Annotated in this window: 18 protein-coding genes, 2 tRNA genes and 1 riboswitch; of the genes, 1 reads left to right on the forward strand and 19 read right to left on the reverse strand. The window is 43.8% G+C overall.

Annotation, left to right across the window (positions count from 1 at the left end; genetic code table 11):
* Window positions 1-106 precede the first annotated feature (106 nt).
* The 18 genes from BVI01S_RS11460 to BVI01S_RS11545 form a co-directional block, all read right to left on the reverse strand.
* Window positions 107-817: a Dph6-related ATP pyrophosphatase gene (locus BVI01S_RS11460; protein WP_061810225.1), complete on the reverse strand. Its 711-nt coding sequence runs from the start codon at window positions 815-817 to the stop codon at window positions 107-109.
* A 79-nt stretch (window positions 818-896) separates the two neighbouring features.
* The gene (gene clpX, locus BVI01S_RS11465) at window positions 897-2,168 is read right to left on the reverse strand and encodes an ATP-dependent protease ATP-binding subunit ClpX (RefSeq protein ID WP_061810226.1); all 1,272 of its coding nucleotides are present in this window, start codon (window positions 2,166-2,168) and stop codon (window positions 897-899) included.
* A 649-nt stretch (window positions 2,169-2,817) separates the two neighbouring features.
* Complete coding sequence (gene tig, locus BVI01S_RS11470) at window positions 2,818-4,104, reverse strand: trigger factor (protein WP_061810227.1); 1,287 nt, start codon at window positions 4,102-4,104, stop codon at window positions 2,818-2,820.
* A 161-nt stretch (window positions 4,105-4,265) separates the two neighbouring features.
* The gene (locus BVI01S_RS11475; RefSeq protein WP_061810228.1) at window positions 4,266-5,270 is read right to left on the reverse strand and encodes a tetratricopeptide repeat protein; all 1,005 of its coding nucleotides are present in this window, start codon (window positions 5,268-5,270) and stop codon (window positions 4,266-4,268) included.
* Window positions 5,271-5,378: 108 nt separating this feature from the next.
* Window positions 5,379-5,455 (reverse strand) — tRNA-Arg (locus tag BVI01S_RS11480).
* A 126-nt stretch (window positions 5,456-5,581) separates the two neighbouring features.
* A tRNA-Arg gene (locus BVI01S_RS11485) sits at window positions 5,582-5,658 on the reverse strand.
* Window positions 5,659-5,825: 167 nt separating this feature from the next.
* Window positions 5,826-6,335, reverse strand: coding sequence for a metallophosphoesterase (locus tag BVI01S_RS11490; RefSeq protein WP_061810229.1), 510 nt, complete (start codon window positions 6,333-6,335; stop codon window positions 5,826-5,828).
* A gap of 13 nt (window positions 6,336-6,348) precedes the next feature.
* A complete protein-coding gene (locus tag BVI01S_RS11495) occupies window positions 6,349-6,945 on the reverse strand; it encodes an XTP/dITP diphosphatase (protein ID WP_034757123.1) in 597 nt (198 codons plus the stop codon).
* Between the two features lie 16 nt (window positions 6,946-6,961).
* Window positions 6,962-7,699, reverse strand: a complete 738-nt coding sequence (rph, locus tag BVI01S_RS11500) for a ribonuclease PH (RefSeq protein ID WP_061810230.1) — start codon at window positions 7,697-7,699, stop codon at window positions 6,962-6,964.
* Window positions 7,700-7,821: 122 nt separating this feature from the next.
* Entirely contained in the window at window positions 7,822-8,898 is a 1,077-nt protein-coding gene (locus BVI01S_RS11505) for a GerMN domain-containing protein (RefSeq protein ID WP_034757117.1), read from the reverse strand.
* 118 nt (window positions 8,899-9,016) lie between these two features.
* A complete protein-coding gene (racE, locus tag BVI01S_RS11510) occupies window positions 9,017-9,817 on the reverse strand; it encodes a glutamate racemase (RefSeq protein ID WP_034757113.1) in 801 nt (266 codons plus the stop codon).
* Window positions 9,818-9,826: 9 nt separating this feature from the next.
* Window positions 9,827-10,285 (reverse strand): MarR family winged helix-turn-helix transcriptional regulator, encoded by a 459-nt coding sequence (locus BVI01S_RS11515; protein WP_061810231.1) that lies wholly within the window; start codon window positions 10,283-10,285, stop codon window positions 9,827-9,829.
* A gap of 265 nt (window positions 10,286-10,550) precedes the next feature.
* Window positions 10,551-10,775: a helix-turn-helix domain-containing protein gene (locus BVI01S_RS11520; RefSeq protein WP_032087424.1), complete on the reverse strand. Its 225-nt coding sequence runs from the start codon at window positions 10,773-10,775 to the stop codon at window positions 10,551-10,553.
* A 145-nt stretch (window positions 10,776-10,920) separates the two neighbouring features.
* The gene (locus BVI01S_RS11525) at window positions 10,921-11,391 is read right to left on the reverse strand and encodes an acyl-CoA thioesterase (protein ID WP_061810232.1); all 471 of its coding nucleotides are present in this window, start codon (window positions 11,389-11,391) and stop codon (window positions 10,921-10,923) included.
* Window positions 11,392-11,515: 124 nt separating this feature from the next.
* The gene (locus BVI01S_RS11530; RefSeq protein WP_061810233.1) at window positions 11,516-13,108 is read right to left on the reverse strand and encodes a bifunctional metallophosphatase/5'-nucleotidase; all 1,593 of its coding nucleotides are present in this window, start codon (window positions 13,106-13,108) and stop codon (window positions 11,516-11,518) included.
* A 112-nt stretch (window positions 13,109-13,220) separates the two neighbouring features.
* On the reverse strand, window positions 13,221-13,988 hold the full coding sequence (sdhB, locus tag BVI01S_RS11535) for a succinate dehydrogenase iron-sulfur subunit (RefSeq protein ID WP_034760486.1): 768 nt from the start codon (window positions 13,986-13,988) through the stop codon (window positions 13,221-13,223).
* The gene (sdhA, locus tag BVI01S_RS11540; RefSeq protein WP_034757101.1) at window positions 13,988-15,751 is read right to left on the reverse strand and encodes a succinate dehydrogenase flavoprotein subunit; all 1,764 of its coding nucleotides are present in this window, start codon (window positions 15,749-15,751) and stop codon (window positions 13,988-13,990) included. Before sdhA ends, sdhB begins: the two co-directional genes overlap by 1 nt.
* A gap of 71 nt (window positions 15,752-15,822) precedes the next feature.
* Window positions 15,823-16,431: a succinate dehydrogenase cytochrome b558 subunit gene (locus tag BVI01S_RS11545; RefSeq protein ID WP_034757098.1), complete on the reverse strand. Its 609-nt coding sequence runs from the start codon at window positions 16,429-16,431 to the stop codon at window positions 15,823-15,825.
* Between the two features lie 351 nt (window positions 16,432-16,782).
* Here BVI01S_RS11545 and BVI01S_RS11550 point away from each other — a divergent pair, with 351 nt between their 5' ends.
* Entirely contained in the window at window positions 16,783-17,220 is a 438-nt protein-coding gene (locus tag BVI01S_RS11550; protein WP_034757096.1) for a YslB family protein, read from the forward strand.
* Window positions 17,221-17,279: 59 nt separating this feature from the next.
* On the opposite strand, the gene BVI01S_RS11555 is transcribed toward BVI01S_RS11550, so the two are convergent.
* Window positions 17,280-18,518, reverse strand: coding sequence for an aspartate kinase (locus BVI01S_RS11555; RefSeq protein ID WP_061810237.1), 1,239 nt, complete (start codon window positions 18,516-18,518; stop codon window positions 17,280-17,282).
* 187 nt (window positions 18,519-18,705) lie between these two features.
* A riboswitch (Lysine riboswitch) is annotated at window positions 18,706-18,884 on the reverse strand.
* Between the last annotated feature and the right edge of the window lie 170 nt (window positions 18,885-19,054).

Consider the following 19,054-nt stretch of genomic DNA (forward strand, 5'->3'; position numbering starts at 1 on the left):
GTCTCCCTCCAAGTAGATACAAGTTGTTATCGGTTAGTATCTCCTTGACCTTGTGGGAATAAACAAAAAAATTCGGTGATGAGATGGTTCAAAAAGGGATATTTCATTAACTAATACAGTCAATTCCACCTTTTTTCTCTAATAATTGACAATCTTCTATATCCAAAGACCAGAGTCCTGAGTTTAAGACTACTCCTGATTTTACTAGGTGAATTTTTTTTGAGAAGATTGGACCGTTCAGGACGAAGGTGTGGTATTCACCCGCTTCTCCCATGACGCAGCAGTCTTGCTTGTTGTGAATGTCCTCATAAAATTCCCAATCGAGCATTCTGCCGGCCCATGATGGATCGAATACTTTGTCTGAAGCCCTGCATATGACTGAAGAGAATCCTAGTGTGATGAATTCTTTCAGTAATCGACTGCTTTCTCCCTCCGATATCCATACGGGAAATGAGGGATTCAAACCCGCTTTCATTGCCACTTCTTCATTCCACTTTCGATCTTCTTCTGCATATAAGCTTCCAAAGACGATTTCATCCACACCCCTATCCTGCTTTAAATCTGATAATGCCCCGATGAGGGAACGCTCATAATCATCTCCGGAATTCACAAGTACCAGCGGAATACCCAAGGCTTTTGCCTGATGCTCGAGAATATCCAATCTGAGACCGTGAGCATGATTCCGTTCATATTTTTCTGAAACCATAGAAACAAGACACTCTACTTTTTTGCCGGCTTTTAAAGTACGATACAAAGCCAGACACCCGTCTTTCCCGCCACTCCAGCTAATGGCCACCTTGGTTTTCTTATTGTCCAACCGTCCCATCTCCTTTCTATCACTTCAGTCGTAAAAAAAGCCGGGAATGAAGGATCATTCCCGGCTTTACGTTAAGCTATTAAGCTGATGTCTTTTCTTCGTTCGGATCGATCATGGTGCCATCCTCAAGCATTAAGTGAGGAGCTGCATCTTCAAGGATCGTCTCTTTCGTAATGATACATTTTTTAATATCATCACGTGAAGGAAGATCGAACATCACATCGAGCATCATGGTTTCGATGATGGAACGCAGTCCACGTGCACCTGTTTTACGCTCAATTGCTTTTTTAGAGATTTCAAGCAGGGCATCTTCTGTGAACTCAAGCTCGACATCATCCAGTTCAAGCATTTTTTGGTATTGTTTTACCAATGCGTTTTTAGGTTTAGTCAGGATTTCAACCAGTGCTTCTTCATCAAGAGGCTCAAGGCTTGAAATGACCGGTAAACGACCGATGAATTCCGGGATCAATCCGAATCTCAATAAGTCTTCAGGAACAACTTTAGAAAGTAGGGATTTATCCTCTTTCACATCAGCGTTTTTAGGATCAGAACCAAATCCGATGACCTTTTGACCTAAACGGCGCTTGATGATTTGTTCAATTCCGTCGAATGCTCCACCACAAATGAATAGGACATTGGACGTATCGATCTGAATGAATTCCTGGTGAGGATGCTTGCGTCCGCCTTGTGGTGGAACGCTTGCTACCGTACCTTCAAGAATTTTCAATAGGGCTTGTTGCACCCCTTCACCGGATACATCTCTCGTGATGGATGGATTTTCGGATTTTCTTGCTACTTTATCGATTTCATCGATGTAGATGATCCCTTTTTCAGCTTTTTCCACATCGTAGTCAGCTGCCTGGATCAGTTTCAATAGAATATTCTCTACATCTTCCCCAACGTAACCGGCTTCTGTTAAAGAAGTGGCGTCTGCGATGGCGAAAGGAACGTTAAGAATACGAGCCAGAGTTTGGGCCAGGAGGTTTTTCCCGCTACCAGTCGGTCCAATCATGGCAATATTACTCTTAGACAATTCAACGTCATCGACTTTACTGCTGGAGTTGATACGTTTGTAATGGTTATAAACCGCTACTGCAAGTGATTTCTTCGCCTGGTCCTGTCCGATGACGTATTCGTCGAGAATTTCACGGATTTCACGTGGTTTCGGTACGTCTTTAAATTCTACTTCTTCTTCCGTACCCAACTCTTCTTCTACGATTTCTGTGCAAAGCTCGATGCACTCATCACAAATATACACACCTGGTCCAGCGACTAGTTTACGAACTTGATCTTGAGTTTTTCCGCAAAAAGAACATTTTAATTGCCCTTTTTCATCATTAAATTTAAACAATGATTTTCACCCCTTCGTTAAAACTTCATAAAATCGTGCTCTGTTTCATCAAACGAACGATTCCTTACATCCCTATTACCTAAAGTTATGTACTGCATTTTATCATATTATATGTTCGTAAAGAAATTGATACGATTCTTAAGAATCATCTTATTATGTATTGTGCATTTTAGCAAATCTTTTACATTGCCAATGTTTATTTTGTCCAATTGAAGTCAGGTGATGTAAGGAATCTGATTATGTATGTTCATGGTGAAAAGTAATGCAACCCCGTCTCATAAGCTTTTTCCAAAAATAGTGGTTCTTATTCTTAATTGATGGAGAAAGTTTCTTAATCAACAGAGTATAGTATTTTGGCTCATTTTGCCACAGAAACAAAAAACGCCTGGAGCAAAATCTTGAGCTTGTAAAAAATATTGGAATGAAGCTTAGTGTAATGGTGGTTTTGGCTCATTTACGCCATCATCATCAAAAGCGATGGAGCAAACCCGTTTGCTCTTTCGCTTTTGATGATGATGGCTACTTTTCAGCAAAGCTTGAAAAGCGTGTGAAACATCCGTTTCTCACGAATGAGCCAAAACCATGGAGTTTCTTTACTTCATTGTACAAAACAAGGCACGAATGATTCGCGCCTTGTTTGCTATTTTTATTATGCTACAGTTTTACTGTTTTCAACAAGGAATTCTACTGCTTTACGAACTTTAAGGTCAGCTTTTAGTGTGTCAAGGCCGCCTAGTGCTTGTTTGATGTTGTCAGCAGACATGTTGTATTGTTCAGCCATTTTGTTTACTTCTTCTTCTGCTTCTTCGTCTGTCACTTCAAGGTTTTCCGCTGCTGCGATTGCTTCAAGTGTTAAGTTTGTGCGAACGCGTTTCCCAGCGTCTTCTGTCATTTGACCGCGAAGATCTTCTTCTGTTTGACCAGAGAATTGGAAGTAAAGGTCAAGGTTCATACCTTGCATTTGAAGGCGTTGACCGAATTCCTGCATCATGCGGTCCACTTCAGCTGTTACCATTACTTCTGGGATTTCAACTTCAGCGTTGTCAGAAGCTTTATTTACAAGAGTTTCACGAACCGCTGTTTCAGCTTCGTTCTTTTTAGACTCTTGAAGGCGCTTTTCGATTTTTTCTTTTAGTTCAGCAAGCGTTTCAACTTCTTCGTCAGCGTCTTTTGCGAACTCATCATCAAGTGCCGGAAGTTCTTTCGCTTTGATTTCGTGAACTTTTACTTTGAATGTAGCAGGCTTGCCAGCAAGTTCAGCTGCATGGTATTCCTCAGGGAAGTTTACTTCTACTTCTTTCTCTTCTCCAGCTGCAACACCAACCAGTTGCTCTTCGAATCCTGGGATGAACTGACCAGAACCTAATTCAAGTGAGTAGTTTTCAGCTTGGCCGCCTTCGAATGCTTCACCGTCAACGAATCCTTCGAAATCCATTGTCACTGTGTCGCCTTCTTCAGCTTTCCCATCTTCTTTGACAGCAAGCTCAGCTTGTTTTTCTTGAAGTGAAGTAAGTTCTGCTTCAACGTCCTCAGCTGTTACTTCTGTTTCCATTTTTTCAACTTCAAGACCTTTGTATTCGCCAAGTTTCACTTCTGGTTTCACTTGTACTTTAGCAGTGAAGATCAGGTCTTTTCCTTTTTCCATTTGCTCGACATCGATTTCAGGACGGTCGATTGGATCGATTCCTGTTTCTTCGATTGCTTTTGCATATGCTTCAGGTAAGATGAAATCTAATGCATCTTGGTAAAGTGATTCTACACCAAAACGTTTTTCGAACATTCCGCGAGGCATTTTCCCTTTACGGAATCCTGGTACGTTCACTTGTTTCACAACTTTTTTGAATGCTGCGTCCAAACCTTCGTTTACTTTTGCAGCTTCTACTTCAATTGTAAGTACTCCTTGGTTTCCTTCTTGCTTTTCCCATTTTGCAGACATACTGTTCCCTCCAACAAATCTATAGTTGATCTTAATTTTTTTACGCATAGTAGTAGATAGTCCCGTGTGAATCTAGCACTATCATCGTAAATATATGAAAAACTTTTACATTACAACCATTACATTATAACATACAGCCACTGTCTTTCAACAGAGGGGGTTTAAATATTCGGAGAGGAAATTTCCTCTAGTTCCGTAAGCCTTGATAAAATCCCTTTCGCTTGACTGTTTTCAACCCGCTCTTTCAACTCTTCTTCAAGGATTGTATCGGCAAACATCCCGGCGGTGTAATATGCATATACCGCAGCGATTTCTTCCGTTTCTTCTTTAAGTGTAAAAGGATAGAGCAGAAAGGCGTGACGTTTCAGTAATTCCTGAGCGTGCTGAAATAGAGTGGGATTCGTTTGTGCCAGAAGCTCATCCAGGGCATGCGTGACCCCTGTGAAGAAATCCGACTCGAAAACGTCTTCCAACGCTGCGGGATGAACCCGCTCTTCCATCCCTAGCTTCACCACAACTACTTCTTTATCCATTCCATGCTCTTTTAAAACATTTAATATCATTGTTTGTAAAAATGGATGGGCATCGGGATCCTGTAAAACCCCCTGCAGTTCCCCGATGAACGGGTGAATATTACGATGAACGAGCTGTGCCACGATCAACGTCTGTTCCTCGAGGCTTTTTCCCGTCAAGATTGACGGTTGATCTTCATTCTGTACTTCCTTCTCAGGAACAGCCGCTTTCCCGTTCACTACCTTTTCACTGAAATGAAGCAGCTTCCTGAAGTGTTCTTCCTTTTCAAAGGGTACTTCCCTTTCATCAAAAAGGGCATTGATTGTATCGATCACTTCACTGTGCTTGTGAAGCTGTATAAGAATCATTAAGTACATATCCACGACCTCGAAATAGTCACCGATTCCTTCGAGGAGCATCTCTTTACATATAGATCCGGCCTGATCGTATCGTTTGCTTTCATAGAGTGATAATACGAGTGCTGTATTGATGTCCGGATTATCCGGTTCCAATTCATAGGCTTGTGCGAGGAGCTGGGAGGATTCATGGACTTCCCCTTTTTCCAGGGCCTGCACCCCTTTTTCCAGCAGCCGGTCCTTCAATCCTGGGAACTGTACGATCTTTCCTTTTCCTTCTTGGTTTCCCTTATTCATAAAACGTACCCGCCTATACTGTTTAGTTTGTATTAGTTTAGCACGATATCATTTGGATAACAAAAAAAGCCTACCTCATAGGGGTAAGCTTTGCGTATGTAGGGTTTATGGCGTCCCAGAAGAGATTCGAACTCCCGACCTACAGTTTAGGAAACTGTTGCTCTATCCTGCTGAGCTACTGGGACACATTCAATATAGTAAGCTGACACATCAGACCATGTATCGGATAAAAAAAGAGATACCTCACAGTTACTGTGTCAGTACCCCTTGTTAGTCAAAACCCTGATCTCAAGGTTCGTATGTAATCATTATGGCGTCCCAGGAGAGATTCGAACTCCCGACCGACGCCTTAGAAGGGCGTTGCTCTATCCAGCTGAGCTACTGGGACGTGTGTGTGTTTCGTTATTTGTTTTTCAAGGACAATATTTATTATATTCACATAGCATAAATAAGTCAACAGATTTTCGAAAAAAGATTTATTTTATTTTTCAACTTTGCTTTTTATACCTTAAAACAAGATGGGAACCCGAACGTGACGGGTTCCCACACTACATTTTACAAGCTGAATGTTTGCGTCAGTTCATCCAGCACCACATGATCGTGGGTCAGAAATGTAACGTTGATTTCTTGATCTTCCGTATCTACCAATGCGTAGGTACGCTCGCTTCTCCCCCGTGGCAGCAGGATGCTTCCAGGGTTCAGGAATAATGTACCGTTAATCCATTCTGCCCCCAGAGTGTGGGAGTGACCAAAGAACACAAACTGCGCCCCGACCTCTTCCGCTCTGTATCGGAGTTTCATCAATGACATCTTGATTCCATAGTGATGCCCGTGCGTCACCATGATGGTGTGGCCGTCTACCTTCTCTACCAAGTCGTCAGGCAGTCGTGCATCCATGTCACAGTTCCCCCGGACAATGAGATACGATGACAAAGCAGGATCATCTGCGCTCAACTCCGAGTCACCACAGTGGATCATGGCGTCTACACTCGACTTGTACTTCTCTGAGAGATCCAACAATTCATCCTTGGATCCGTGACTGTCACTTACAACTAATAATCTCATTCAGATTCACCCTTTAAACTAAGTCTGAAATCATATTTCCTAGCTTTTCTAGTGCGTGACCGCGATGACTGATCTGACTCTTTTCATCTTGTGTCAATTCGGCCATGGTCTTTCCGAGGGAAGGCACGAAGAAGATCGGATCGTAGCCGAACCCGTTCGTCCCCCTCTTTTCACGCAGGATCATCCCTTCACAACTTCCTGTCACCGTCTTCGTTTCCATGTCAGGGCCGGCAATGGCCAACACACAGTGGAAACGGGCCGTTCGGTCGGATTCTTCCACTGACTCAAGCTCCTCTAATACTTTCGCCATATTCGCTTCGTCGCTTTTTTCTTCCCCTGCATAGCGCGCGGAATACACGCCTGGACGACCTTCAAGGGCATCGATGGCAAGCCCTGAATCATCGGCAATCACAAGTGCCCCTAATTCACTGGCTACGGTTTCCGCTTTTAGAATCGCATTCTCTTCAAAGGTTACGCCTGTTTCTTCCACATCCTCAATATGAGGAAGGTCTAGTAATGTTTGTACCTCATACCCGTAAGGCGCAAACATATGTTGGAATTCTTTTGCTTTTCCCCTGTTCTTTGTGGCTATGATCACTCGTTTTGTCATCGACTCTCTCATCCCTTTATTGAAATCTTTTTACGATATCACCTAATGATTGCTGCTGGATTTGGAATAATTCATGAATGCCTTCTTGACCAAGCTTCAGTAATTGATGCAGTTGATCCATTGTAAAGGTGGCTTCTTCACCGGTTCCCTGTAGCTCCACAAATTCACCCTCACCCGTCATGATGATGTTCATATCCACCAATGCGCTGCTATCTTCAATATAATTCAAATCAAGGACCGCTCCGTGTTCTTCCACAATCCCGACACTTGTCGCTGCCAGAAAGCTCTTGAGTGGGAATGAAGAAATCTTTTTACTGTCCTGAAGTTTGGCAAGGGCGATTGCCATAGCAACGAATGCCCCGGTAATGGAAGCCGTTCTTGTCCCGCCATCTGCTTGAATGACATCACAATCGATCCAGATCGTACGCTCTCCCAACGCATCCAAATCAACGACCGCACGCAGGGCACGTCCAATCAGACGTTGAATTTCCATCGTCCTCCCTGAGATTTTCCCTTTAGACGATTCACGGATATTTCTCGTTTCCGTCGCTCTCGGAAGCATGGAATATTCCGCCGTGATCCACCCTTTTCCACTGTTCCTCATAAACGGAGGCACGCGCTCTTCGATACTGGCGTTACAAATGACCTTCGTTTCACCAACCGTTATCAATACAGAACCTTCCGGATGCTTGACGTATCCTGTCTCGATTTCGATAGGACGCAATTGATTCTTTTCTCTGCCGTCTGTTCTCATATAATTCCCTCCTGTTTGTTCGTACGTTATGTAAAAAATGGTCTAATCAAAAATAGAAGAGGCGGCAATCTGCCAACCTCTTATCAGGTGATTCTATTCATAGTATATCAAAAAATCGCGATTTAAAAACTAATTGCATTCACATTTTCTGGTCTTGTTACCGGTTCAGTCACCGTTTCCCCATCTTTTGAGACGGTGGTCGCTTCACCATTCACGAGTACTGAGACCCCTTTGATGCCCTTTTGCTCAGTCAAGGAGAGAACGAGGGAATTCAGCATATGCTCAGAAACCATTTTTTCTTCAAGGCTTCCGTACACCGCTTCATTGAAGTTCAGCGTCACGGTTCCATCCTCAAGCTTTGGATCATCCAACAGCTTCGCTCCCGTAAAGTCACTTGCCAGGGAAGAAGAATAACCCGGTCCTTCGATCAGTTCATTCACCACTGCCTTGACTTCATCCGCGGATTTGGAACTGACGCGTTTCGTCACAGGAACATAATAGGTCTTATCATCGGACTGGGCTACATAATATACTGTAAGAGGTTTGGTGCTCGTCGGATCTACAACGCCTGACGTATCCACATTGATCCCGACTTTTCTCGTTAATCCATTTTCGTCGATCGGCGTACCATTCACCGGCATCTCCGTTAATGGATACCCGTTAACCCGTAGTTCGACTTTCTCAACCGAATCGAACTGAGTCAATGTCCATGTCACGGACTGCAGGATCTTCTGTTCATCTTCAGGCTGATAATTATTGAATTCCGGAGAAAAATCGGCAATCGCCTTTCCGTCTTTAATATCGACCGTCACTTGTGTATCTGCCGGCAATACAGCCCTGAATCCGTTTGGCAGGATGTTTTCGACAGGACCATTTTTCACTAAGTATTCAACTGCTTGTTTGGCCACGCTTTCCTGATTTGGAAGAGGGATCGACTGGGAAACGACATAGCCGTTTTTATCGATTAAATACAATTCCGTCATGACGGTCTCAGCACCCGCTTCTTCTTTGCTCACCTTTTTATCTGAATCCTCTTTCTTGGCGGTATCGACTTTCTCCCCTTCTTTCAAGTAGGATAAGTCTTGAGGAGGATCGATCTTCTCCTTGTCATCACCGAAACTGAGTAATCCACAACCGGAAAGATATACAGAAGAAGCTAAAACCGTTACAGCAATTGACACCTTTGCTTTTTTTGCCATTGGGAAACCTCCTAAAAGACAGTTTGTACTAACATATATACGAGCCCCCTCCACAAAATAGACCGAAACTTTTCACAATAAAAACAACAAAATAAAAAAACCACCCGACCACAAGATTCTAGTCTTGTAATCGAATGGTTTCTGCTGTTACTTCTCCGACTGTCAGCCAATCGGATGCAATCCGTGAAAAAATCGCCGAAGACCCTGTGTTGAAAAAGCGGTGTTCAGGCTGCAGGACTCCCCTGTACAGGAGATTATAATAATCAAGGATCGTACTGACTTCCCGGGCGGTTTCGTCCCCGGAACTTATGACACTGATCTCAGGGCCCATATACGCCTGTATCTTCGGCTGAAGCAACGGATAATGGGTACATCCCAGGATCAACGTATCGATCCCCGACTCTTTAAGAGGATGGAGCGTCTCCCTTACTATATCAGTCGCCATAGAGCTGTCATACTCTCCACTTTCCACAAGCGGAACAAATTTCGGGCAGGCAAGGGACGTGACGTCCAGACTTCCGTGAAGGGAGTGAAGGGCATCCTCATAGGCGCCGCTATTGACCGTCCCCACGGTTCCAAGGACACCGATCCTCTTATTATAAGTATGCTTGATCGCTGCCCGGGCCCCAGGATGAATGACCCCAATCACCGGTATATCCAAATGGGTCTGTATTTCATCCAGTACCACCGCAGTGGCAGTATTGCAGGCAATGATCAGCATTTTGATATCATATTGCATGAGATATTGAGTCATTTCCCACGTGAACGCTTTTACTTCTTGAGCTGATCTGGGTCCGTAGGGGCAACGGGCTGTATCACCTAAGTAATATATGGTCTCTTTCGGCAGCTGACGCATCACTTCTCTAGCGACAGTGAGCCCCCCTACCCCAGAATCAATGATGCCGATTGGTTGAATCACGTTATTCCCTCATTCTGGTTTAATTTCTTGATGGAGTTTTGCTAAATGATCTTTTAATAATAGCACTTCCTGGGCAGAGAAGTCCGTTAAGGCACTCTGTAAGTAATTCTGTCTTTTCTTGATCACTTCTTCAATAATTCTTTCGCCCTCTTTTAACATATGAATACGTACGACGCGACGATCATTCTCATCCTTGACCCGCTCGACTAACTGGTTTTTCTCCATTCGATCAACAAGATCCGTCGTCGTACTGCAGGCAAGGTACATTTTATTTGAAAGATCTCCGATTGTCATATCCCCATATTCGAATAACCATTGCAGCGCAATGAACTGTGGAGGCGTGATGGTATACTGACTTAATATCTCTCTTCCTTTTTGCTTAATGATCGATGATATGTATCGAAGGTCTTTCTCGATATCTGCCACAACTTGTATATCTTCAATGGTTTGCTCTTTAGAATTCGTCATTATTTCTCTCCTTTTACATTCAGAAACCGGGCATTTATTCCTTATGAATAACCGGAACGCATCAGCCTTCCCGTTTTAGCTTCTTTATCTATTATAGGTCAAGCATTGATTCCCCTTACTAGCATTTTCACCTTTTTCACGAAAAAATTCAAGACAAGTTCTCGGAAGGAACAGAACTAAAAGAGACTGACTCTCATTCAAACATTAATAGGTATCATGTATAGAAACCCGTTAATTGTTCGGCATCAGAATCAGTCCCTTACATTTAAAGCTTGAGTTCCCCCATGCGAAGAAGCTCTACAACAGCTTGAGATCGCCCCTTCACTCCAAGCTTTTGCATGGCGTTGGAAATATGATTTCGAACTGTTTTCTCGCTAATAAATAGATCACTAGCAATTTCTTTAGTTGTTTTGTCTTGAACCAACAGTTCGAATACTTCTTTTTCTCTTTTGGTGAGCAACGGTTTGTGTGTAAAATCATTGTCCTTCAATTATGGTAACCCTCCTTGCCTTCGCCAGCTTTAAACCGCGGGGATGGGTATTGTTGGTCGTCAGAATATCATATGTGAAGGTAGGGTTTAGAGTGACATAGAGAAGGAAGTTAAATGAAAAATAGGCAGCGGTTTCTTTCACGTCCTAAACCGGGCTCGAGACCACCTTTTCGCTATGGAGCTTAGACTTCATTTCTTCCGTCCAAGGGACACCTTTTCCAGTTTCCTTCGATATTTGCACCATGGTTCCTCTACCAGTAAAGCAAACCTGTTCTTCTTCATTCAGACCCATGTAATGTAAATCTACTGAAGAACGACCAACGCGATCTGCCTTCACATATACCTTCAACGTCTCGTCGAAGAATACTTGTTTTACAAAATCACATTGTAAATCTGCAACGACAGGGATCGTATCATGCTCGGGTTTCACCCAGTTTTGCATAAATCCAATGTGCTTTAAATATTCGATCCTGGCTTCTTCAAAATACGTAAATGGAACGGTGTTATTCATATGTCCAAACATATCAGTCTCAGAAAACCGGACCTTTATATGGATTGAAAATGAAAATTCTTGTTGCCATGTTTCTATATCTTCAATGTATGTAAAATGTTTCAAATTGGATCCTCCTTTTAGTAAATGAAAAATGAATGATGATTCATTTTATTATACCCTTATTCTGAAAAATATGAAACCTATATGCATAAAATGGAGCCGGCAGGAAAAACCGGCTCCTTTCTTCTTATTCTTTTTCTTCCACAATCCTTCCCTCCACTTGCGGGGACACGGGGGAATAAGTGGTGAGGTACTCACTCATCACCTCATACAGATTGAGGTGCAGATCGGATATCCTGCCGTTATCTTTTGCATTTCTCAATACGGTAAAACCATCCCCTCCTCCTGCAAGGAATGCGTTGACGGCAACCCCATACATCTTGGAACGGTCAAGGGGTGCTCCTAGAATTTTCACTTCCATTATTCTATTGCCAATGGGCTTTGATGGATCAAAGCGATATGTCATGCCGGAAACCTGGAGGAACTGACCTGCTTCTCCGTCCACATTCGCCACACTGTGTTCCAATGCAAGAAGGATCTCCTCCCCCGTCAGATTCAATGTTACAAGGGTATTCCCGAAAGGCAGCACCTCCAACACATCTCCCAGGGTAATGGTCCCCGCACTGATGGAATTCCTGATTCCACCTCCATTTTGAAACGCGATTTGAGTCGGGCCATATTGATTCGCTTTCTCCAGCATGGCATCTGTAATGAGGTTGCCTAGATTGGTCTCTTTCCTCCGAACGTCCCGACGATCTCCATTTAATGAAATGTTTGTTGTACCAATATCCATGCTTTTTACCTTTTCAATGGGCCTCCGTAATTGCTCCAATCTATTAGCTGCCCATGGATCAGGGGGATACACATCATTTCCTATTTGGTCTTTGGCCAACACATCCAGCAGCTCACCATTCCACCCGGTCAGTACTCCTCTATCGGAAAATACAGCCGTTAATTTGCCAAGTGACTTCCCATACTCATCCGCCTGGACGATCAGTGTCGGTTCTGATTTGATATTATAAACAAGCGGGGATTTCAATCTTGTATGGGAATGGCCGCCGACGATAATATCGATTCCTTTCACCTTTTGAGCAAGCATCTTGTCCTGCCGTAATCCCAGATGGGACAGCAGGATGATATGATTCACTCCCCTTGCCTGAAGTTTTGTCATCTCTTCAAGCACTTTCTTTTCGGCATCCTGAAAGACTATCTTCTTATCCGGAGCAGAAAGGAAAGCCGTATCTTCGGTTGTGAGTCCGATGATACCGATCTTGATCCCCTTTACTGTTTGAATAATAGAAGGGTAGATCTTTCCACTGTCTGCCTGTTCCGGGATTTCACTTTTCATGATAGGGGCAAGGTGAGGATCAAGCCGGACATCCACATTGCCGCTCACCACTGGAAAGGAAAGTTTCCTGATAAAGTCCGAGAGCACCTCACTTCCCTTATCAAATTCATGATTTCCCAGCGTCATGGCGTCATAGCCAATTTCATTCATGAATGCAGCATCCGCCTGTCCCAGATATTCATTAAAAAACAACGTCCCCGAAAACACATCCCCCGCGTCCAAAAGAAGGGCATCCCCATCCTTTTTCCGCTCTTCTTTAATCGCAGTGTGCAAGTACGGAACGTTTTCCAAATGGGAGTGAACATCATTCGTATGCAAGATCGTCAGACGGAAGGGTTCCCCATTTTCCATTTCCTTTGCTCTCACTTCTTCCGGATCAACATGGGATATATTGAATAACAGCATTGCGATTATCCATCCGATTCGCTTCATACTTATCACTCCATACGCTCATTTGTAGTCTACTATGCGACAATTGACTGCATTTTATGAGCCATAACAAAAAAGCACTCCCCCGAAGGAAAGTGCTTTTCATTAGAAAATATTAATCAACCATATGGTCACTTCCGAAGAAGTTCTTGAACATTTGGAAAGTGGTTTCACGGTTCAGTGCCGCAATCGAAGTCGTCAAAGGAATTCCTTTTGGACAAGATTGAACACAGTTTTGTGAGTTACCGCAATTGGCAAGTCCACCGTCGCCCATGATGGACTCAAGGCGCTCATCCTGATTCATGGCACCAGTTGGGTGCGCATTGAACAAGCGTACTTGAGATAGCGGAGCAGGCCCGATGAAATCGGACTTACTGTTCACGTTCGGGCATGCTTCCAGACATACACCACATGTCATACATTTTGATAATTCATATGCCCACTGACGCTTTTTCTCAGGCATACGCGGTCCAGGACCCAAATCATATGTCCCATCAATCGGAATCCATGCTTTCACTTTCTTCAAGCTGTCGAACATGCGGCTGCGGTCTACCTGCAGGTCACGGACGACAGGGAATGTGCGCATAGGCTCAAGACGGATCGGCTGTTCGAGTTGATCAACCAGAGCCGTACAAGACTGTCTAGGCTTACCGTTGATCACCATTGAACAGGCTCCACAAACTTCTTCCAGACAGTTCATGTCCCAGTTGATCGGAGTGGTGTGTTCCCCTTTTGCATTGACCGGATTACGACGGATTTCCATCAAGGCGGAAATGACGTTCATATTCGGTCTGTAATCAAGTTCGAACTCTTCTTGGAAAGGGGCTGATTCCGGGCTTTCTTGACGAGTAATGATAAAACGGACTTTTTTATTTTCACTCATCATTTACTTCCCCCTTTACTCTTAGAATAGTCACGCTTACGCGGTGCGATCAGTGAAGTATCTACTTCCTCGTAATGGAATTCAGGAGTATTCGTTGCGGCATTGTATTTTGCCATCGTCGTTTTCAGGAATTCTTCGTCATTACGTTCAGGGAAATCAGGTTTGTAATGGGCTCCACGGCTCTCATTACGATTTAATGCACCGATTGTAATAACACGTGCAAGCTGAAGCATGTTCCACAATTGACGGGTGAATGTCGCCCCTTGGTTGCTCCATTTAGCCGTGTCGTTGATATTGATATTTTGGTAACGTTCCATCAATTCCTGGATCTTTTCATCCGTTTGTTGAAGCTTGTCATTATGACGTACAACCGTTACGTTATCCGTCATCCATTCCCCAAGCTCTTTATGGATGACATAAGCGTTCTCAGTGCCATTCAGGGACATGATGTTGTTCCATTTTTCTTCTTCCTGTTTCACATAGCGGTCGAATAGTGAAGATGGAACAGATTCTACTGTTTTCTCAAGTCCTTCAATATACTTAATCGCATTAGGACCTGCCACCATACCGCCATAGATAGCGGATAGCAATGAGTTAGCCCCTAAGCGGTTACCACCGTGCTGAGAATAATCACATTCACCAGCTGCGAATAATCCAGGAATATTTGTCATTTGATCATAATCGACCCATAGTCCACCCATTGAATAGTGAACGGCAGGGAAGATTTTCATTGGTACTTTACGCGGGTCATCACCCATGAACTTCTCATAGATTTCAATGATTCCGCCAAGCTTGATATCAAGCTCTTTTGAATCTTTATGGGACAGATCGAGGTAAACCATGTTCTCTCCATTGATACCAAGCTTTTGGTTTACGCACACATCAAAGATTTCACGTGTTGCGATATCACGGGGTACAAGGTTACCGTAGGCAGGATACTTCTCTTCAAGGAAGTACCACGGCTTACCGTCTTTGTATGTCCAGACACGTCCACCTTCACCGCGTGCCGATTCACTCATGAGACGAAGCTTATCGTCACCAGGAATGGCTGTCGGGTGGATCTGGATGAACTCACCATTTGCATAATACGCACCTTGCTGATAAACGATCGATGCGGCAGAACCTGTATTGATGACAGAGTTCGTAGACTTACCGAAGATGATCCCCGGCCCACCTGACGCCATGATCACGGCATCCGCTGCAAATGATTTGATTTCCATCGTTTGAAGGTTCTGGGCAACGATCCCTCTTGCGACTCCCTCGTCATCGATGACGACTCCAAGGAATTCCCAGCCTTCGAACTTGCTGACTAACCCAGCCACTTCATGACGACGAACCTGCTCGTCCAAAGCATATAATAGCTGCTGACCAGTCGTAGCACCAGCGAAAGCGGTTCTGTGATGCTGCGTCCCACCGAAGCGACGGAAATCCAGTAACCCTTCAGGTGTACGGTTAAACATAACACCCATACGATCGAGTAAGTGAATGATCCCGGGTGCTGCTTCTGTCATTGCTTTAACAGGCGGTTGATTCGCTAAGAAATCCCCACCATAAACCGTATCATCAAAATGTTCCCAAGGAGAATCCCCTTCTCCCTTTGTATTAACGGCTCCGTTAATTCCACCCTGTGCACATACAGAGTGAGAACGCTTAACGGGTACCAGTGAGAATAAATCGACTTGTGTTCCTTTTTCTGCTGCTTTAATTGTGGCCATCAGGCCGGCTAAACCGCCACCGACAACGATGATTTTACCTTTACTCATCGTGACTCACTCCTTTTCCTACCATACTTCGAGAGCACTTGCTTATCTATCAGACTCGTATATTTTTCTGCTTATACGAAGGCAAAGATTGCACGCATACCGACAATCGATAACGCGACAAAAATCCCGATCGTAACATATGTAGCTATTAATTGAGAACGAGGTGTAACCGTTAGTCCCCAGCTAACGCAGAATGACCATAATCCGTTTGCAAAGTGGAAAATCGTTGAAAGAACACCAAGCACGTAGAATCCTAACATCAACGGATTGGATAGAATGTTTTCCATCATCTGAAAGTTCACTTCAGCTCCAAACGCCGCAGCGACCCTTGTTTCCCAGATATGCCATGTGACGAAAATGAATGTGATCACTCCAGATACACGTTGAAGTAAAAACATCCAGTTACGGAAATATCCAAACTTGCTTGCATTATTCTTGGAAGTGAATGCAATGTAAATTCCGTAAATCGCATGGAAGTACAATGGAAGGAAGATGATAAAGATTTCAAGGAAATAACGGAAAGGTAGACTTTCCATAAAATGCGCCGCCTGGTTAAATGATTCTTCCCCACCAGTGGCAAAATGGTTCACGACTAAATGTTGTGTTAAAAATAATCCAACTGGAATAACACCTAGCAATGAATGAAGCCTGCGATAATTAAATTCTCGATTTCCAGCCATGATTTACCCCCCTTAATGATAAAATATGAATTCGTTTTCTAATGCCTTTCTTTCCCTATTAGACGACGATACATATTTTATATTGTAACAATAATGTGACATGTTCATTTTACTCCCAAGGAGTGGAAGCGTCAAGAAAACGTATACATAAATTCGACAATACCGCAAAAATATTTTCAATAGATCAACAACGGAAAACATGAGGTTTTGCACAACTAAATGTTCGAAAATTCTAATAAATTTACAATAAATATTATAGCACCAAAATATCCCAAGGTCATTTTTTCAAGGTATGGGATGATAATTACCTCTTTCATGTATATAATAGTTTTATAGAAAGAGGGGATTTACTTGGAACAGAAAAAAGAAGAAGTACATCAGCCGTCCGTTCCAATCTTCGGATATGAAATGTTACGCGACATCTTGATTCCAGACATACTGGGAAAACACACACCCGATATCCTGTACTGGGGAGGAAAGCAGCTTTCTAGGAAGTTCCCCCTTCAGTCAACGGAAGAAATATCTTCCTTTTTCGATGAAGCTGGATGGGGCACCCTTACACTTCTGGAACAAAAAAGAAATGAAATGACATTTGAATTGAACGGACCTGTGATCGAACGGCGTCTGTCACTGAAAACGGATGTGAACTTCAAACTGGAAACGGGCTTTATTGCCGAACAGATTCAGCTTCAAAGAAAATGTGTGGCAGAAGCTGCTGACGAATTACATAAACGGAGCCAATCGGTCAAAGTCATGGTAAGATGGGACGACAAAGACCGGATTGAGTAATCATGCTCCAAGTAAAGGGTTGCCTGGAATCATCCAGGCAACCCTTTTCCATGTTGATCCTACAGCGTGATTTCTTCCATCTTCACGGCATCGAGATGAAAGGCCGTATGTAAGACGCCTGCTGCCTTTTGCATATTATCGCCATCCACTACTGTAGACACTTTAATTTCCGAAGTGCTGACCATTTTCACGACGATGTCATTCTGAGCAAGCACTTCAAACATTTCCGCGGCCACACCCGGGTTTGAAATCATCCCCGAACCGACAATGGAGACTTTCGCAAGCCCACTTTCGTGCTCGACGTGTGTGAAATTCAACCGCTCTTTATTTCGTTCAAGAACAGCAAGGGTTTCATCGAGATCGTGCTCCTTGATGGAGAAAGATAGATTGGTCGTATTCTGATCCGTCTGGGTCTGGATGATGATGTCTACGTTCAAATGATTTTCAGCCAACGTCGTGAACACAGATGATAGTCCCGTTAATGCATTTCCCAGTCCGAATACAGTGACCCTCGTAATCTCATTCTCAAATGCTACTCCTCTTACAATCAAGTTCTGTTCCATGCTAGCTTCCTCCTCAATATACGTTCCTTCCACTCTTTCGATGCTGGATCTGACTTCCAACGGGATTTGATAGTTCTTGGCAAATTCCACCGCCCTTGGATGGAGGACCCCGGCCCCGAGGTTTGCCAGTTCCAGCATTTCATCATAGGAAATCGACGGTAACTTCCTTGCTCCTTTTATATAGCGGGGGTCTGTCGTGTAAACCCCGTCTACGTCCGTATATATGTCACAGCGCTCCGCTTTCAGGGCAGCCGCGATTGCAACGGCCGTCGTATCCGACCCGCCCCGTCCGAGTGTTGTGATTTCCCCTGTTTCTGTCATGCCCTGGAACCCCGCGACGATGACCACTCTTCCTTCCTGAAGGTGAGCTGCCATTTTATCGGTATGAATATTGGTGATCCTTGCATTACTATGGACGGATTCCGTCTCGATTCCGGCCTGCCATCCCGTGAATGAAATGGCATCATGCCCCGATTGGATCAGGGCCATGGTCAAGAGTGAAATGGTGACTTGTTCCCCGGTTGAGAGCAGCATATCCATTTCTCTTTTGCTCGGTTGAGACGTGATTTCCCTTGCAAGACCAACGAGTGTATCCGTCGTTTTCCCCATGGCAGATACGACGACCACCACATCATTCCCTCTTTCTTTTTCTTCAATGATCCTTGACGCAACATTTTGAATTCTTTCCACAGACCCTACTGAAGTCCCACCGAATTTTTGAACAATAATACTCACGACTTCTCCCTCTTTCTGAGCGTCTCCGCTCTTGTTGATGATGAAGAGTACAATCACAATCATCCTACACGTCCATAGGACAGGATCGTTGGTACGAAATCCTGCGCTGATAATAAAAAAAGCAATGAGAATAATATCTCATTGCTTTATGAACATACAGCAGAACATACAAATAGGTTCATCGGCATTGTGAGATAGCTCTCCAAGATTGAATCATCTTGACAATCCTGCATTTCTTAAACGCAGGACCAGCGGATATAGTATGAGACTATAACCACTTCGGCGATTCTCCCCTTTCCAGGCATGTCGGCGGGGCTCATACCCCTCTTTACCTGTACTCTTGAAGTTCGCACCTCTATCACCACTTAAAAAGTGATAATGTTATAAATTTTCATTTATTATAGCATAGGGGAAATATTGATTCAATGGCTAATTGAGTCAATATTTCATTTTATTGTGTCTTCGTTAGATGTTTTGAATGAGCATATGTTGGTTGATTTGCGCTGCAGGTGCTCGCTTTCCGCGGGGCTGGCGGT

This window comes from Rossellomorea vietnamensis NBRC 101237 (genome assembly GCF_001591825.1).
In the GTDB taxonomy this organism is placed as follows: Bacteria; Bacillota; Bacilli; order Bacillales; family Bacillaceae_B; genus Rossellomorea; species Rossellomorea vietnamensis.

What these genes read in the sequence shown, in the direction of transcription:
- tig (WP_061810227.1), bottom strand. Translation starts at nt 4,104, where the DNA reads ATGTCTGCAAAATGGGAAAAGCAAGAAGGAAACCAAGGAGTACTTACA.
- BVI01S_RS11475 (WP_061810228.1), bottom strand. Translation starts at nt 5,270, where the DNA reads ATGAATAAGGGAAACCAAGAAGGAAAAGGAAAGATCGTACAGTTCCCA.
- BVI01S_RS11490 (WP_061810229.1), bottom strand. Translation starts at nt 6,335, where the DNA reads ATGAGATTATTAGTTGTAAGTGACAGTCACGGATCCAAGGATGAATTG.
- BVI01S_RS11495 (WP_034757123.1), bottom strand. Translation starts at nt 6,945, where the DNA reads ATGACAAAACGAGTGATCATAGCCACAAAGAACAGGGGAAAAGCAAAA.
- rph (WP_061810230.1), bottom strand. Translation starts at nt 7,699, where the DNA reads ATGAGAACAGACGGCAGAGAAAAGAATCAATTGCGTCCTATCGAAATC.
- BVI01S_RS11505 (WP_034757117.1), bottom strand. Translation starts at nt 8,898, where the DNA reads ATGGCAAAAAAAGCAAAGGTGTCAATTGCTGTAACGGTTTTAGCTTCT.
- BVI01S_RS11515 (WP_061810231.1), bottom strand. Translation starts at nt 10,285, where the DNA reads ATGACGAATTCTAAAGAGCAAACCATTGAAGATATACAAGTTGTGGCA.
- BVI01S_RS11530 (WP_061810233.1), bottom strand. Translation starts at nt 13,108, where the DNA reads ATGAAGCGAATCGGATGGATAATCGCAATGCTGTTATTCAATATATCC.
- sdhB (WP_034760486.1), bottom strand. Translation starts at nt 13,988, where the DNA reads ATGAGTGAAAATAAAAAAGTCCGTTTTATCATTACTCGTCAAGAAAGC.
- sdhA (WP_034757101.1), bottom strand. Translation starts at nt 15,751, where the DNA reads ATGAGTAAAGGTAAAATCATCGTTGTCGGTGGCGGTTTAGCCGGCCTG.
- BVI01S_RS11545 (WP_034757098.1), bottom strand. Translation starts at nt 16,431, where the DNA reads ATGGCTGGAAATCGAGAATTTAATTATCGCAGGCTTCATTCATTGCTA.